This window comes from Salinarchaeum laminariae (assembly GCF_023204835.1).
GTDB lineage: Archaea > Halobacteriota > Halobacteria > Halobacteriales > Salinarchaeaceae > Salinarchaeum > Salinarchaeum laminariae.
Genome location: NZ_CP096270.1, coordinates 1,493,536 through 1,506,808, shown reverse-complemented (window position 1 = coordinate 1,506,808; position 13,273 = coordinate 1,493,536). Strand labels below are relative to the sequence as shown.

Annotated in this window: 20 protein-coding genes and 2 tRNA genes; 4 read left to right on the top strand and 18 right to left on the bottom strand. The window is 66.8% G+C overall.

Annotated features, from left to right (window positions below; genetic code table 11):
* Window positions 1-27 precede the first annotated feature (27 nt).
* Together MXF70_RS06960 and MXF70_RS06955 are read right to left on the bottom strand one after the other, a co-directional pair.
* Complete coding sequence (locus MXF70_RS06960) at window positions 28-219, bottom strand: hypothetical protein (RefSeq protein WP_248518273.1); 192 nt, start codon at window positions 217-219, stop codon at window positions 28-30.
* Window positions 220-276: 57 nt separating this feature from the next.
* Window positions 277-1,446 carry an MFS transporter gene (locus MXF70_RS06955; RefSeq protein ID WP_248518272.1) on the bottom strand — a complete coding sequence of 390 codons (1,170 nt, stop codon included), beginning with the start codon at window positions 1,444-1,446 and terminating at the stop codon, window positions 277-279.
* Window positions 1,447-1,773: 327 nt separating this feature from the next.
* Here MXF70_RS06955 and MXF70_RS06950 point away from each other — a divergent pair, with 327 nt between their 5' ends.
* Window positions 1,774-2,076: a DUF5789 family protein gene (locus MXF70_RS06950; protein WP_248518271.1), complete on the top strand. Its 303-nt coding sequence runs from the start codon at window positions 1,774-1,776 to the stop codon at window positions 2,074-2,076.
* Between the two features lie 111 nt (window positions 2,077-2,187).
* Window positions 2,188-2,778 carry a CPBP family intramembrane glutamic endopeptidase gene (locus MXF70_RS06945; RefSeq protein ID WP_248518368.1) on the top strand — a complete coding sequence of 197 codons (591 nt, stop codon included), beginning with the start codon at window positions 2,188-2,190 and terminating at the stop codon, window positions 2,776-2,778.
* 193 nt (window positions 2,779-2,971) lie between these two features.
* Here the strand turns inward: MXF70_RS06945 and rpsB are convergent, their stop codons facing one another.
* The 15 genes from rpsB to MXF70_RS06870 all read right to left on the bottom strand — a co-directional run bounded on the left by rpsB (window position 2,972) and on the right by MXF70_RS06870 (window position 11,219).
* Window positions 2,972-3,739, bottom strand: a complete 768-nt coding sequence (gene rpsB / locus MXF70_RS06940; protein ID WP_248518270.1) for a 30S ribosomal protein S2 — start codon at window positions 3,737-3,739, stop codon at window positions 2,972-2,974.
* A complete protein-coding gene (gene eno, locus MXF70_RS06935; RefSeq protein ID WP_248518269.1) occupies window positions 3,736-4,938 on the bottom strand; it encodes a phosphopyruvate hydratase in 1,203 nt (400 codons plus the stop codon). The genes rpsB and eno overlap by 4 nt, the downstream gene beginning before the upstream one ends.
* Window positions 4,939-5,118 (bottom strand): DNA-directed RNA polymerase subunit K, encoded by a 180-nt coding sequence (locus tag MXF70_RS06930; protein WP_248518268.1) that lies wholly within the window; start codon window positions 5,116-5,118, stop codon window positions 4,939-4,941. It abuts the gene before it with no gap.
* The gene (locus MXF70_RS06925) at window positions 5,115-5,315 is read right to left on the bottom strand and encodes a DNA-directed RNA polymerase subunit N (RefSeq protein WP_248518267.1); all 201 of its coding nucleotides are present in this window, start codon (window positions 5,313-5,315) and stop codon (window positions 5,115-5,117) included. Before MXF70_RS06925 ends, MXF70_RS06930 begins: the two co-directional genes overlap by 4 nt.
* 7 nt (window positions 5,316-5,322) lie before the next feature.
* Window positions 5,323-5,718, bottom strand: a complete 396-nt coding sequence (locus MXF70_RS06920) for a 30S ribosomal protein S9 (protein WP_248518266.1) — start codon at window positions 5,716-5,718, stop codon at window positions 5,323-5,325.
* The gene (locus MXF70_RS06915; protein ID WP_248518265.1) at window positions 5,712-6,149 is read right to left on the bottom strand and encodes a 50S ribosomal protein L13; all 438 of its coding nucleotides are present in this window, start codon (window positions 6,147-6,149) and stop codon (window positions 5,712-5,714) included. The genes MXF70_RS06920 and MXF70_RS06915 overlap by 7 nt, the downstream gene beginning before the upstream one ends.
* The gene (locus tag MXF70_RS06910) at window positions 6,146-6,496 is read right to left on the bottom strand and encodes a 50S ribosomal protein L18e (protein ID WP_248518264.1); all 351 of its coding nucleotides are present in this window, start codon (window positions 6,494-6,496) and stop codon (window positions 6,146-6,148) included. Before MXF70_RS06910 ends, MXF70_RS06915 begins: the two co-directional genes overlap by 4 nt.
* A gap of 27 nt (window positions 6,497-6,523) precedes the next feature.
* Window positions 6,524-6,608, bottom strand: a tRNA-Leu gene (locus MXF70_RS06905).
* Window positions 6,609-6,769: 161 nt separating this feature from the next.
* On the bottom strand, window positions 6,770-7,552 hold the full coding sequence (locus tag MXF70_RS06900; RefSeq protein WP_248518263.1) for a DNA-directed RNA polymerase subunit D: 783 nt from the start codon (window positions 7,550-7,552) through the stop codon (window positions 6,770-6,772).
* Window positions 7,553-7,555: 3 nt separating this feature from the next.
* The gene (locus MXF70_RS06895; protein WP_020445891.1) at window positions 7,556-7,945 is read right to left on the bottom strand and encodes a 30S ribosomal protein S11; all 390 of its coding nucleotides are present in this window, start codon (window positions 7,943-7,945) and stop codon (window positions 7,556-7,558) included.
* The gene (locus tag MXF70_RS06890) at window positions 7,945-8,469 is read right to left on the bottom strand and encodes a 30S ribosomal protein S4 (RefSeq protein ID WP_248518262.1); all 525 of its coding nucleotides are present in this window, start codon (window positions 8,467-8,469) and stop codon (window positions 7,945-7,947) included. The genes MXF70_RS06895 and MXF70_RS06890 overlap by 1 nt, the downstream gene beginning before the upstream one ends.
* The gene (locus MXF70_RS06885; RefSeq protein WP_248518261.1) at window positions 8,470-9,006 is read right to left on the bottom strand and encodes a 30S ribosomal protein S13; all 537 of its coding nucleotides are present in this window, start codon (window positions 9,004-9,006) and stop codon (window positions 8,470-8,472) included.
* Between the two features lie 157 nt (window positions 9,007-9,163).
* Window positions 9,164-9,247: transfer RNA gene (locus tag MXF70_RS06880), tRNA-Ser, on the bottom strand.
* Window positions 9,248-9,465: 218 nt separating this feature from the next.
* Window positions 9,466-10,524, bottom strand: coding sequence for a GTP 3',8-cyclase MoaA (gene moaA / locus MXF70_RS06875; protein WP_248518260.1), 1,059 nt, complete (start codon window positions 10,522-10,524; stop codon window positions 9,466-9,468).
* Between the two features lie 101 nt (window positions 10,525-10,625).
* Entirely contained in the window at window positions 10,626-11,219 is a 594-nt protein-coding gene (locus MXF70_RS06870) for a GNAT family N-acetyltransferase (RefSeq protein WP_248518259.1), read from the bottom strand.
* A 172-nt stretch (window positions 11,220-11,391) separates the two neighbouring features.
* Here MXF70_RS06870 and MXF70_RS06865 point away from each other — a divergent pair, with 172 nt between their 5' ends.
* Window positions 11,392-12,432: a zinc-binding dehydrogenase gene (locus MXF70_RS06865; RefSeq protein WP_248518258.1), complete on the top strand. Its 1,041-nt coding sequence runs from the start codon at window positions 11,392-11,394 to the stop codon at window positions 12,430-12,432.
* 74 nt (window positions 12,433-12,506) lie between these two features.
* Window positions 12,507-12,803, top strand: coding sequence for a DUF7977 family protein (locus tag MXF70_RS06860; RefSeq protein WP_248518257.1), 297 nt, complete (start codon window positions 12,507-12,509; stop codon window positions 12,801-12,803).
* Window positions 12,804-12,864: 61 nt separating this feature from the next.
* Here MXF70_RS06860 and MXF70_RS06855 read toward each other — a convergent pair whose 3' ends face one another.
* The gene (locus tag MXF70_RS06855; RefSeq protein WP_248518256.1) at window positions 12,865-13,227 is read right to left on the bottom strand and encodes a DUF7853 family protein; all 363 of its coding nucleotides are present in this window, start codon (window positions 13,225-13,227) and stop codon (window positions 12,865-12,867) included.
* Window positions 13,228-13,273: the final 46 nt, after the last annotated feature.

Genomic DNA, 13,273 nt, shown 5'->3' with positions numbered 1-13,273 from the left:
ACGAGGACCACTCCGAGAGCCTCTGCTTCAGAACTCCCCTTCGGCCACCCAGAGGCTGACGCCAGCCGCGAGCGCACAGACGAGTGCCGACAGTGCGACCGTCACGACCCGCACGAGGCCCGTCGTGTCGGTCGTGAACCATGCCAGCACCGTCACAATCGCGACGATGGCGCCGATCGCGGCGAGTTCGACCTCCGAAAAGTGATCACGCGGGTCCATGCCGGGGTCCTCGGCTCGCGTCCCCCTTGAAGCTGTGCGATCGCGCTCGGGTACGAGTCAGCTCCCGGCAGCGGCTTGTTCCTCGGCGTCCGCCGCCGCTGTCTTCGAGATCGCCAGCGAGAAGGCGACGACGAGCACTCCCAGCACGGCGACGTAGCCGTACATCGCTTGCACGCCGACGAAATCGACCAGCACCCCCGTGACCAGTTCCCCCACTGCGCGACCGGCGCTCACCCCACCGACCATCAGCAGACTCTGCGCCGTCGACTTCAGCGCCGACGGCGAGAGCGAGTGCGCGAGGTTCACGGACGCGAGGTTGAACAGCGCGTAGCCCAGTCCGAGGAGCACCTGCGATGCGATTACCACGGCGATCGCGCCGGTCGTCGCCAGCAGGACGTACGTGCCGAGATAGAAGACGCCAGCGACGGCCATCAGCCAGCGGTAGGAACCGCCACCGCGCCGCGCGACGTACACGAACGCGACCGCTTCGGCGAGCGTCTTGATCAGCCAGGCGAAGCCGGTGATGCTCGTCGGCTGGTCGATCGCCTCGACGTACAGCGAGAAGAACGCAGCGCTGGCCGGCGTCATCACGCCCAGGAAGAAGGCGGCGCCGAGCAAGAGCAGGAACTGGCGGTGGAGCAGCCGACGGACGGAGTCCAGATCCAGATCGTCGCCGAGTGCCTCCGTCTCGTCCATCGGGAGCTGCGTGAGCAGCAGGACGAGCAGGATCATCCCGACGCTGTAGGCGTAGAACACCGCCTCGGTAGCAGTGACGCCGATCAGGAATCCAAAGCCCAGCCCCGCGATCCCGAACGCGATCGAGCCGTACGCCCGTACGCCTTCGTAGGACATCCCCGAGGAGAGCACCAGTGCGTTCGAGATCGGGACCGCCGGTGCGCGAAAGAGCGCGAAGATCACGGTCGCGACGACGATCGCGAGGAAGGACGCGCCGACCATGGGAGCCAGCGGGTAGAGCAACGCCGCGGCCCCGGCCACGATCGCGGAGACGTAGAGGATCGGCTTGCTCGCCCCTTTCCAGTCGGCGACCAGGCCCCAGATCGGCTGGGCGATCATGCCACACAGCGGGAACAGGAAGCCGATCATCCCCATCTGCGTTCCGGAGAGGCCGATCTCCTCCAGGAATACGTTGCGGAACATGACGTAGCCGCTGAAGGAAGCGAAGATGATGAAGTAGAACAGCTTGAACCCGCGTTCCTGACTCAGCATCGCCATACCACCTCGCCGAGGGCAAAGGCTGGCACCACGAAGGGTGTCGACGCTGGCGACCGGGAGGGAGTTGCCGACGATCGCGTTTCCATCGAGATCGCCGATGCTCCTCGTGCCACCGCACCACGAATCGGCGCCCCGCCGTCACTCCGTCGCACCCTCGTCGTCATCGACTCTGTAGACAGTCGGACCCCAGCGTCGCTTCAGTATTCCGACCGCGGCGGGCCTGCCCGCTTTCATCGCAGCCGACCGATTCCTGGTACAGTGGCGCCGAAACCGACCCGCCGAAGCGAAAGGCACAATTGCGGCCATGGGGAAGTCCCGATCATGAGCGAAGACGACGCCGAGAACGGAGACGAGGAAGCGGAGGCCGAGCCCGCCGTCGAACTCGGCGAGGGGACGCCCGTCGAGGGCGCACCGCTCGCGCGCGTCACCGCCCGGCTCCACTTCCCGCTCCAGAAGAGCGAGATCCAGCGACGCGAGGGCGGCTCGACGATCCGGACGCCGTCGGGACCCCGGACGATCACCGACGTGCTCGCGGACATCGAGACGACCTACTTCGCGACCGACGACGACTTCCGGAGCGACGTCGAGGACGTGATCGGTACCGGACCCATTTCCACGGAGTAGCCCGTGTCCACGGCAGCCGGCGACGCGATCGCCACCCTTTCGCGCCGGCTGGCCGCGACGAGCTGGTTTCAGCGGTCCGTGGTGCTGGGCGGGCTGTTGACGATCGTCTGGATGAATCTGTCCTTGCATGGCCTCGACCAGCGGCTGCTCCGTGACGGCCTCCTCTTTTTCGCCATCCCAATGGCGTTCGCACTCGCCCACGATCGGACTCTCGGCTGGCAGGTCGATCGCCGTGCGGTCAGGGACGCACTCCTCCTCTCGGCCTTTGTCACACCGTTCTACGTCGTCGGCTCGACGCTCCCCGGCGTTCGCGAGTTCTACCCGATGTGGGGGCTCGAGAGCGCCGCACCCGCCGCGTTCGTCCCCCACGCGATCAAGCAGTTCCTGCTCGTCGTCGCCGGCGAGACGTTCTTTCGCGGACTGTTCTGCGTCGGGCTCCGGGAGAAAGGGCCCTGGGTGGCCTTCATCTCACCCGTGATATACGCGCTGTTACATGCGAACAAGCCGCCGATCGAACTGCTGCTCTCCGGGCCGACAGACGTCCTGTTCGGGCTCTCGGACTACCACGCGAACTCGCTGTTGCCCTCAATCTGCGCCCACGGGCTGGGGCTGATCCTGCTCGACTGGCTGGTCTTGCACGATCCACTCATCGATCCGGAGACGGCGGCGGGCTGGTTCGAGTGGCTACCGATCGTGCTGTAGAAGGATAGGTGAGGGAGAGGTGCGAGTGTTGAGATGGAGAGAGGGAGAGTAATCGGGGAGAGACAGTGATCTCCAACTGCCGATGGGGAGTCGTGCCACCACAAATGGTGTGCGCACTGCTCGTCGTCAGTTACACCGTCGAAGAATCCGCCAAAACGATCGCGTACCGCACCGAATTGGGAAAAACGCGACTCTAGATGCCGCCCTCGAAATCGTCGAGGGCGTAGGTCGGCTCCGCGCCGCGGCGGTCGAGCGTCTCGTTGGCGAGCAGCCAGTAGACCACTGACAGCGCCTTGCGACCCTTGTTGTTCGTGGGGATCACGAGGTCGACGTTGCTCGTGGCGTTGTTGGAGTCACACATCGCGATGACGGGAATGCCGACCGTGATGGCCTCCTTGACGGCCTGCGCGTCACCGATCGGGTCAGTGACGACGACAACGTCCGGCTCGATGTAGCCGTCGTACTTCGGGTTCGTCAGCGTGCCCGGGATGAAGCGGCCGGTTCGTGCCCGCGCGCCGATCGCTTCGGCGAACTTCTCGGCGGGGAACTGGCCGTACTGGCGGGAGGACGCCACGAGGACCTGCTCGGGATCGTAGCCCGAGAGGAAGTCCGCGGCGGTCCGAATGCGCCCGTCGGTCTGGGCGACGTCGAGGACGTAGAGACCGTCGGTGCGGACGCGGTGGATGAACCGCTCCATGTCCGAGGTCTTCTGCTGGGTACCGATGTGGACACCGGCGCCCAGATACTCCTCGACGGGGATCAGCAGATCTGCCTCCTCGTCGCCGAGTACGTCGTCGTCGAGCTGTGGTTCGTCGTCGGTCGCGTCGGCCTCTTCGGAGACGGCCTCGGCGTCCTCCGCGTCCGGTTCTGCCGCGGGCTCGTCGGCTGTCTCGTCGGCCGCCGCGTCGGCGTCGGCCTCCTCAGCGTCGAGCCCCTCCATTTCGTTGTCGTTGTCACTCATGTTGCGTCGTCCTCGATGCGGATGAGTTCGTTGAGCTTCGCGGTCCGCTCGCCGCCGACGGCGCCGGTCTTGATGAACGGCACGTCGGTGGCGACCGCGAGGTGTGCGATCGTCGTGTCCTCGGTCTCGCCCGAGCGGTGAGAGACCACCGAGTCGAGGCCGTTCCGGCCCGCGAGTTCGATGGCGTCGACCGCGTCGGTCAGCGTCCCGATCTGGTTGGGCTTGATGAGGATCGAGTTCGCGGCGCCGGTCTCGATGCCGGTCTGGAGGCGATCGACGTTCGTCACGAAGAGGTCGTCGCCACAGATCAGCGTCCGGTCGCCGTCGACTCGCTCCGTCAGCTCCGCGAAGCCCTCGTAGTCGTCCTCGTCGAGGGGATCCTCGACGTAGACGAGATCGTACTCGTCGACGAGGTCGGCGATGTAGTCGATCTGCTCCTCGGTGGAGCGGGTCGTCTCGCCGTACTGGTAGGCGCCGTCCTCGTAGAGCTCGGCGCCGGCGACGTCGAGGCCGAAGCGGATCTCGAACCCGACCTCGTCTTCGACGTCGTCGACGGCCTGCTCGACAAGGTCGAACGCCTCGGCGTCGTCGATCGACGGCGCCCAGGCACCCTCGTCGCCCTTGCCAGCGGCGATGCCGTCCTCGTGGAGCAGCTCCGCGACGCGGGCGTGTACGGCCGCGTTCGCGAAGACTGCCTCCTGGACGTTCGGCGCACCGACGGGGGCGGAGAGGAACTCCTGGATGTGCGTCGCGTCGGCGGCGTGCTCGCCACCGCCCACGACGTTGCCCAGCGGGGTCGGGAAGGAGTCGCCGCGGAAGGCCCCTCCGAGATGCTGGTAGAGGGGCGCACCGAGCGTGTCGGCGGCGGCCTTCGCGGCGGCCATCGAGATGGCGACCGCGGAGTTCGCGCCGATTTCGGAGAAGTCGTCGGTGCCGTCGGCGGCTCGCAGCGTCCCGTCGACGGATCGCTGATCGCCGACGTGAACCTCGCCCACGAGACGCGGAATCGCGTGCTCGCGAGCGGCGGCGATCGCCTCCGCCGCCGGCAGCTCGATTGCCTCGTACTCGCCGGTCGAAGCGCCGGAGGGCGCCGCCGCCCGTCCGAAGCCGCCGGTCTCGGTGAGCACGTCTGCCTCGACCGTCGAGTTGCCGCGGGAGTCGAGGATTCGTCGCAGACGGACGTCCGTGATCAGCACCATCTAGTCGTCACCTCGATCGACGGTAAAGGGTAGGACGCCAGCGTCGTACTCCTGGGCAGCGACGAGAATCGGCTCCGTCTGGTCGGTGTCGATCAGCACCGGCGCGCCGTAGGACACCTGCAGCGCACGCGACCCGAGCACTCGTGCTCGCTCGTAGCGAGTGAACTGTTGCCCGCTCATTGGTAGGGAGCGACGATGTCCACCAGGTCCTTGTGCGAGACGAGCATCCGTCGGCAGCAGTGCCGATCGACGCCGAGATCGTCGAGGACCTTCTCGGGGTCCTCGGGATCGTCGGCTTCGCGCGTCCGAGCCTTGAACTCCTCCCAGTGCTCGCCGACGACGTTACCGCACGTGAAACAGCGAACTGGGACCATCATGGGTGAATCACCGGTAGGACTTCTGGTAGCGGGCCCGTGCACCGGGGCCGCCCCACTTCTTGGGCTCGGAGCGACGGACGTCGTTGACGAGCAGTGTCCGGTCGAACTCCATGTAGGCGTCGCGGAGTTCGGCGTCGCCGCTGTGCTCGACGATACCTCGTGCGATCGCGGTGCGGGCCGCGTCGGCCTGACCGATCACGCCACCGCCCTCGACGTCGACCTCGATGTCGACGTCGTCGCGGATGTCCTCGACGACGCGGAACGGCTCGAGAACTTTGAGTCGGGCCGTCTCCGGCTCGAGTAGCTCGACGGGCTCCGAGTTGATGCGAACGCGACCCTCGCCCTCGCGAACGGTCGCGCGAGCGATCGCGGTCTTCTTCTTGCCACTGGTGTTCGTTACCATGTTACGTTGGCTCCGAGTTCGTCGCTAACCTCGCCCAGGTGGACGAAGCGGATGTTCGAGAGTCGATCCAGCGAGGTGTCGGGGAGATGCTCGGCCTCCTGGTCGTTCGGGTTGCCGACGTAGGCGCGGACCCGGGAGAGCGCGTCGCGACCTCGCTGCTTCTTGTGGGGAAGCATGCCGCGAACGGTGCGCTTGAAGATCGTGTCCGGCCGCTTCGGGTAGGCCGGGCCACGGTCGCTGCCGATCTCGCGGCGCTTGCGGTACTTGGCGAGGATGTCGTCACGGTCGCCCGTGATGACGGCGTCCTCGGCGTTGACGATCGCAACCGTCTGGCCGTCCAGGGCAGCTTCGGCGACCTGGCTGGCAACGCGACCGAGGATGGCGTCGCGGGCGTCGACGACGAGGTCCGCCTCGAACTCGGCGGCGCTCATCGGATCACCCGCACGTTAGATCCCTCTGGGTTGTTCTGGATTGCCTGTTCGAGTGTCGTGGTCTCGCCGACCTGTTCGATCTTGGTCTCAGCGGACGAACTGAAATCGACCGCTGCGACCGTGACCGCCTTGCGCAGCGAGCCGCTGCCGAGCACCTTGCCCGGCACGACGACTGTCTCCTCCTCGGTTGCGTACCGCTCGATGCGGCCGAGGTTGACCTCGGCGTGCGTACGCCGTGGCTTCTGGAGACGGTCGGCGACGTCGCTCCACACGTCGGCGTCGGTCTCGCGAGCCGCCGACTTGAGGTCGGCGACGAGACTGGTGAGACGTGGATTCGTCTTGCTCATGGATGAATTCGGTGAGAAGCGGACGGATGCAGGGAGCAGGATTTGAACCTGCGAACCCCTACGGGACAGCGCCCTGAACGCTGCGCCGTTGACCTGACTTGGCTATCCCTGCGCGCATCCGTCCGTTGATCGCAGGCCTTCAAACCCCTTTCGGTGCGGCGATCTGTCGGAACAACTCCGAGCAGCGCCGCGGCTTCAGGCGAGCCGCGTGCGAGCCGTGTGCGTGAGGTTCGAAGGGTCATCTGTACTGTGTGTTGTCTGCGTGCGGTGGCCTCAGAGCTGGACGGCTTCCTCGAGCTCGTCGGCACGATCGCCGAGCGAGTCGATGGCTTCCGTGACCAGCGTTTCGACGTCCAGCGACCCGTCGGTCTCGACGTGGAACACGAACGCCTCGGGGACGTCGTGCACCTCGAGCTCCTTGTCGGGGTAGCGCTGGGTGAGGTCGTTGTCGAACTCGCCGGTTGCGACGAGGTCGCCCTCCGCCGCGCCATCGTCGGCTGCGTGCTCCGGCGCACGCTCCTCGATGACGCCGCGCAGGACGTGTGGCTCGTCGTCCTCGTACTCGCCGCGGTCGCCGACGACCTCGACGTACTGGAGGTGTCGGTAGCCGACGGAGACGCCACCCTGATGTTTCGCGTGCTCGCTGCCGCGATTCAGGACGGCGTCGGCCTCGAGTTCGATCCGCTGGTCCTCCTTGAGGTCGATGATGGGCACGTTGTCCTCGGCGGGCTGGACCAGCTCGTCGCTGGAGACGATGTCGCCGGAGTAGGCCGTGTCGGGCCCCTCGACGTCCAGGGAGAGCGTGACGCCCTCGCCGATCTCGAAGTCGTCGACCGGCGTCGTCAGCGGCACGAGCCCGAGTCGGTGACCGATCTGCTCGTCGAACATGACCGACTCGTTCTCGACGATCCGCACGGTTTCGATGGCCATCGTCGGCACGTCGGCGACCATCGCCCGGCGGATTCCGTTGGCGAAGGCAGGGCTGATGCCCCGGACGAGGACGCGCGCGGCGCGTTCCTCGCGTTCGATGTACTCGACCTCGTAGTCCTGTGTCATGGATTAGAAGCCGCTCTTGCCCTTGGGGGGTCGCGATCCGTCGTGGGGGATCGGGGTGACGTCCTCGATCCGGCCGATCTCGAGACCGGCTCGAGCGAGTGCGCGAATCGTCGCCTGCGCGCCCGGACCGGGGCTCTTCTGGAGGTTTCCGCCGGGCCCGCGGACGCGAACGTGGACGCCCTCGAAGCCGGCCTCCTGGACCTCCTCGCCGATCTCCTCTGCCATCTGCATCGCGGCGTAAGGAGACGCCTCGTCGCGGTTCTGCTTGACGACCGCGCCGCCGGACGATTTCGCGATCGTCTCGGCGCCGGTGAGGTCAGTCACCGTCAGGATCGTGTTGTTGAACGATGCGTGCACGTGGGCGATACCCCACTTGTCGTCGTTGTCTGCCATTATTGATCCTCCGCTCGTTCGGGGTGGAGCTCGTCCGACAGCGGACTCGACTCGTCGAAGTCGACGTCTGCCTGCTCGTCGACCTCCACCTTGTAGGACGGTCGCTGGACGCGCTGGCCGTCGATCGTCACGTGTCCGTGGACGATGAACTGTCGGGCCTGCTGGGGCGTGTTCGCGATGCCCTTGCGGTAGGCGACCGTCTGGAGACGACGCTCGAGCACGTCGGTGATCTCCAGGGACAGGACGTCGTCCAGCGCCTCGGACTCGTCGAGGACGCCGTAGCGCTTGAGGCGGGCGAGGAACTCTCGACCCTCCTGGGTCGCGGCCTCGGCGTCGCCGCCGGCGCGACCGAGCAGCTTCCGTGCCTCTCGGCGGTAGTCACGCAGCTCGGACTGAGCGCGCCAGAGCTCTTCCTTGTTGGAGAGTCCGTAGCGCTCGACGAGATTGTGTTCGTCGGCGATGCGCTCGCCCTGCCATGGGTGGTTCGGCGTCTCGTATCGCTTGGTGGAGCTTCCGAGGGGCATCTACAGTCCCCCCTCGTCGTCTTCTTCCTCGGCCTCTTCGGCGGCCTCGGCTGCCATGTCCTCCTTGATCTCCTCGACGTTGACGCCGATCGTCCCCTCGGTACGGCCGGTGGACTTGGTGCGCTGTCCCCGAACCTTGTGGCCGCCGCGGTGGCGGACGCCCTTGTAGGAGTCAATCTTCTTCATGCGGTTGATGTCGTGCTGTCGAGACATGCTGAGGTCGTTCCCGGTCTCGTGGGTGGCCTCGCCCGTGTAGTAGTCGCTGGGGCGGTTGACCATCCACTCGGGAATCTCGTCCTCGATGGACTCGACGAGCTCGACGACGCCTTCGATGACGTCGTCGTCGAGTGCGCCGAAGGTGGCGCGGCGGTCGACGCCGGCCTCCTCGGCGATGATGCGGGCCGTTCGACGGCCGATGCCGTTCATCTCCGTGAGTGACCGTTCGACTGACTTCGTCCCATCGAGGTCCGTCTGCCCGATACGGACGAAGTATCGAAGGTCCTCGTCTTCGTCGTCTGGTGTGTCTTCTGCGCTCATGTGTTGGGTGAAGCCTCGGACGCATCGAGTGCGTCCCGCTTCGGTGTTGGGTGGCCGTCCATGTGGTGGCCATGCTGCCACGACGCTCGCACGTCGCGGCGGGGCCTGCCGACCGCGCTCGGCCGATCCGAGGGTACGGGCGGCGAGTCGTATAGAGCGTCGTGGCGGGGATTTGAACCCCGGAGGCTTGCGCCACAGAGTTAGCAACCCTGCGCCTTGGGCCAGGCTAGGCTACCACGACCTGCCTCTCTATCACTCGCGCCCTCGCGGACTCGGGGGCTCGTCCCCCTGCAGGTGTGTCGCGGTGGGAAGTTTCATTCTGGGCTACTTAAGCGCACCGAAGCGTCGTGGGCTAACTACGGCGGAATGCTGTATCGGTTCCTGCTGAGAACCGCTAGACCTCGACCGTCTCCGGTTCGCGGTGTCGTCGCCCCCTCACAAGCAGTCCACTCCAATCGATCAGTCCAGATACGCGTCGTTGACGACCCACCCGTCGTCCGCCTCAACCATGTACTCGCCGTAGTACGGAACGCGGTTCGCCACGGTCTCGCGAAACGTGGCCCGGATCTCCGCCTTCGTATCGCCCATCGGTCGGAGGTCGTCGTGGCGGTTTAGACACCCTTTCAGCTTGCCGTCGTGGGTGAGCCGGACGCGGTGGCAGTTCGCACAGAACTCCTCGTTTTCGACTGGATCGACGATCTCGACCATTCCCTCGCCGAGACCGGCACCGTCGTCGCTGGCTCCGGCCGCGACGGCCGCCCCGCCGCCGTCGGCAGCGACGGCCTCGGCGCCCGCCGTCACATTGTCTGCTGTCGCACCCTCTCGCAGGAAATACCGCCGGCGGCCGTGCATCTCGCGGTGTTCGATGCGGTGGGCCGTCTCGGCGAGCCAGTCGTGGACGCGCTCGATGTCGATCGCCCACTCGGGGTGGCCGGCGATCTCGGGCATGTACTCGATGAGCTGGAGCTGGAGGCCGTCGTTGGCGGCGACGTGTTCGACCATCTCGGGGACGTAGCCCGCGGTCGCCTCGAAGACGACCATGTTGAGCTTGACGGGGGCGAGACCGGCCTCGAGTGCCGCTTCGACGCCATCGATCACGCGGTCGTAGGCGCCGGAGTTCGTGACCTCGGCGAACGCGTCGGGATCGATCGCGTCCTGAGAGACGTTGACCCGCTCGACGCCGGCGCCGGCGAGGTCGGCGGCGCGATCGGGCAGCATCGTCCCGTTCGTCGTCAGCGAAACCGCCATCGACTCCGGCGTCCGGCGGACGATCTCCTCGAGATCCGCGCGGAGGAGCGGCTCGCCGCCGGTAAACTTCACCGCCTCGACGTCGAACTCCGAGGCGACCTCCAGAAAGCGCACGACCTCGTCGGCGGTCAGCTCGTCGTCCGTGGGCTCCATCGGACCACGGACGTCACCGAGCCCCTCGTTGTGGCAGTAGACGCAGTCGAAGTTACACCGGTCGGTGAGGGAGACGCGCACGCCGGAGACCTCGCGACCGAACCCGTCTTCGAGCATCAGTTGGTCGTACAATCAGCGAGGTGGCGGTTAAGATTGTGGTTAGCACGCGTCGAATAGTAACCAAAAATAGTTTCGTCCACGGCTGACGCCGCGAGATGTTAGACGTCGTATTTGTAGGTCGCCTCGTCGGGATCGATCCCGAAGTCCTCCGGCCGTTCGGTCGGTTCGGTGCCGGCGTGGTCGCCCTCTTCCTCCCTCGGCGCAGCGTCTTTGAACCGATCGCGCAGCCGGTCTGGAACCGCGAACTCGTCGACGGACACGACGAGCGAGACGGCGTCGCCCTCGCCCTCCGTCGCACGGACCGTCTCCAGTCGGTCCGCCATCGGTCCCGGAAGATCGCTGGACTCGATCGGGTCGAACCCGAACTGCGTGGCGTAGTCGGCTGCGTCAGTGAAGAGGAACACCCGCTCGAATCCCTCGTCACGAGCGTGTTCGAGCAGCCGCTCGAGGACGTGCGCGCCGACGCCCTGGCCGCGCCACGCGGGCAACACGCCGACGCTCGTCAGCTCACAGAACTCACCGTCGTCGGTCGTGTGGACCCGAATGCGGCCGAACCCGGCCTTCTCGCCGCTCGTCTCCTCGATTGCGACCACGTAGTCCCGGGACCGGAACGCCGCGTCGTCCAGATCGAACGCCTCGATCGAATCGAGCAGCCATACCTCTTCCCGTTTTTTCGCGTCCCGGACGTACATGTGACAGCGTAACACGCCGGCGCGTATCAATATTTGGTGGCAACCAGGCGTGGGTAGAGGAGGAGTTGCTCTGAGCCGGTCGAGTGGAGGAAGGAGCGACGATACCGTGCGTACGGAGAGAAGTGGTCGATCGCCCCGAGCGTTATTCCCCGGGAGGCCCAACCACAGCGCGATGAAGTCGGTCCAGTTCACCGGACACGGCGACAGAGACGTGATCGAGTACGCCGACGTGGATCGGCCGACACCGGGCCCCGAGGAGGCCGTCGTCGACGTGAAAGCCGGGGCGCTGAACCACGTCGACGTCTGGACGCGGCGCGGGCTGGCGGGGACCGATCTCGCGATGCCACACACGCCCGGCTGTGACGCGGCAGGAGTCGTCGACGCCGTCGGCGAGCGCGTCGAGCGGGTCGAGCCCGGCGATCGCGTCGCCGTCTGGGCCGGGAGCAGCTGTGGCGACTGTGAGTTCTGCCGCGACGGCGAGCCGACGATGTGCGTGGAGTACTCGCTGCTGGGCGAACACCGACCGGGCGTTCACGCCGAGTACGCCGCAGTCCCGGCAGCGAACCTCGTCGGCGTTCCCGAGCACGTCGACTGGGAGACCGCAGCGAGCGCACCGCTGGCGTTCGGCACTGCCTGGCGGATGCTGATCGAGCGCGGCGACGTGACCGCCGGCGAGGACGTGCTCGTACTCGGCGCCAGTGGCGGCGTGGGTCACGCTGCGGTCCAGATCGCCGACCACGCAGGGGCGACGGTCTACGCGACCGGATCGAGCGAGACGAAGCTCGACGCTGCACGGGAGCTCGGCGCCACCCACGCCATCGACTACGAACGCGAGGCGTTCGCCGACCGGATTCGGTCGCTGACCGACCGACGGGGCGTCGACGTCGTCGTGGATCACGTCGGTGCAGCGACCTGGCAGGACTCGCTGGCGAGCCTCGCGAAGGGCGGCCGGGTGCTCACGTGTGGGGCGACGACCGGCCCGAACCCGGAGACGTCGATCAACCGCATCTTCTGGAATCAGCTGCAGGTGATCGGCTCGACGATGGCCACCCCCGCCGAGCTGGATCGCGTGCTGGAGCTGGTCTGGGACGGGACCTTCGAGGTTCGCACGCGAGCCACGCTGCCCATGAGCGAAACCGCACGCGGGCACGAACTTCTAGAGAATCGCGGCGGCGTTGGCAAGGTGGCGCTCGTCCCCGATAGCGAGCTGTAACCCCAGCTTGCGTCGGCTCCGCGGCCTCGTCGCGCTCCGAAGTCACTATGGGTCGTGACCGCCGAGACGTAGGTGTGTCAGCTACGAGCGAGGGCGAGTCGAGCGACGATGCCACCGACGGCGGCGAGCCCACGCGAACGACCACCCACCGGCCCGGCGACGACGTCGTCCATCCGGACGGCGCCAACCGCAGCTTCGGCTGGCGCGGCGACGTCCTGCTCGTCGTGCTCTTCCTGTCGCTGATCGTCGCGCCGGTGCTGGTCTACCTTCGCCCGCCAGCGATCGAGTGGCGCGTGCGGCTGCTCATTCTGCCGATGCTGCCCGGGCTGTTGCTCGCCCTCGTTGCCGTCTGGGCGACGACGCGACCCTGAGCGGTAGCTCGCAGGGAGTCGGTCAGCAGACCGGTCTGAAGACAGGGGTAGGTGGGACGGGTTACCGGATCGCTCGTGGCGCAGCCTCGAAGCTCCCGTCGAGCCGCTCGACGATGCGCCAGGCGAGATCGGCGTCCCCCTCGGGCACGTCGGTGCGATCTGCGTACGTGACGAGCGCCTGGCGGATTCGCCAGGCCTCGAACGTGGTCACGCGATCGCCGAACTGGACGCCGGTCCCCGGGGAGGGACCAGCGTCACCACCCGTCTCGAGTTTCCCCGCGATCGACACCGCCCACCAGGGCGGCGAGTCGTTCGTCTCGTAGGCCCGGTCGACGTGCTCGACCATTACGTGGTGGAGCACCCACTGTTCGGCTCGGGAGAGATTCAGTCCGTCGGGCGCGGATTGGGTGGTAGTCGTGCTCATCTGTGCATCGAGGGGTTCGTCGTCCCTCACGCCGGTCTTCGATCGT

Excerpts from the sequence above, each read along its gene's own strand:
- MXF70_RS06960 (WP_248518273.1), bottom strand. The coding sequence starts at position 219 with ATGGACCCGCGTGATCACTTTTCGGAGGTCGAACTCGCCGCGATCGGC.
- MXF70_RS06955 (WP_248518272.1), bottom strand. The coding sequence starts at position 1,446 with ATGCTGAGTCAGGAACGCGGGTTCAAGCTGTTCTACTTCATCATCTTC.
- MXF70_RS06950 (WP_248518271.1), top strand. The coding sequence starts at position 1,774 with ATGAGCGAAGACGACGCCGAGAACGGAGACGAGGAAGCGGAGGCCGAG.
- MXF70_RS06945 (WP_248518368.1), top strand. The coding sequence starts at position 2,188 with ATGAATCTGTCCTTGCATGGCCTCGACCAGCGGCTGCTCCGTGACGGC.
- rpsB (WP_248518270.1), bottom strand. The coding sequence starts at position 3,739 with ATGAGTGACAACGACAACGAAATGGAGGGGCTCGACGCTGAGGAGGCC.
- eno (WP_248518269.1), bottom strand. The coding sequence starts at position 4,938 with ATGGTGCTGATCACGGACGTCCGTCTGCGACGAATCCTCGACTCCCGC.
- MXF70_RS06930 (WP_248518268.1), bottom strand. The coding sequence starts at position 5,118 with ATGAGCGGGCAACAGTTCACTCGCTACGAGCGAGCACGAGTGCTCGGG.
- MXF70_RS06925 (WP_248518267.1), bottom strand. The coding sequence starts at position 5,315 with ATGATGGTCCCAGTTCGCTGTTTCACGTGCGGTAACGTCGTCGGCGAG.
- MXF70_RS06920 (WP_248518266.1), bottom strand. The coding sequence starts at position 5,718 with ATGGTAACGAACACCAGTGGCAAGAAGAAGACCGCGATCGCTCGCGCG.
- MXF70_RS06915 (WP_248518265.1), bottom strand. The coding sequence starts at position 6,149 with ATGAGCGCCGCCGAGTTCGAGGCGGACCTCGTCGTCGACGCCCGCGAC.
- MXF70_RS06910 (WP_248518264.1), bottom strand. The coding sequence starts at position 6,496 with ATGAGCAAGACGAATCCACGTCTCACCAGTCTCGTCGCCGACCTCAAG.
- MXF70_RS06900 (WP_248518263.1), bottom strand. The coding sequence starts at position 7,552 with ATGACACAGGACTACGAGGTCGAGTACATCGAACGCGAGGAACGCGCC.
- MXF70_RS06895 (WP_020445891.1), bottom strand. The coding sequence starts at position 7,945 with ATGGCAGACAACGACGACAAGTGGGGTATCGCCCACGTGCACGCATCG.
- MXF70_RS06890 (WP_248518262.1), bottom strand. The coding sequence starts at position 8,469 with ATGCCCCTCGGAAGCTCCACCAAGCGATACGAGACGCCGAACCACCCA.
- MXF70_RS06885 (WP_248518261.1), bottom strand. The coding sequence starts at position 9,006 with ATGAGCGCAGAAGACACACCAGACGACGAAGACGAGGACCTTCGATAC.
- moaA (WP_248518260.1), bottom strand. The coding sequence starts at position 10,524 with ATGCTCGAAGACGGGTTCGGTCGCGAGGTCTCCGGCGTGCGCGTCTCC.
- MXF70_RS06870 (WP_248518259.1), bottom strand. The coding sequence starts at position 11,219 with ATGTACGTCCGGGACGCGAAAAAACGGGAAGAGGTATGGCTGCTCGAT.
- MXF70_RS06865 (WP_248518258.1), top strand. The coding sequence starts at position 11,392 with ATGAAGTCGGTCCAGTTCACCGGACACGGCGACAGAGACGTGATCGAG.
- MXF70_RS06855 (WP_248518256.1), bottom strand. The coding sequence starts at position 13,227 with ATGAGCACGACTACCACCCAATCCGCGCCCGACGGACTGAATCTCTCC.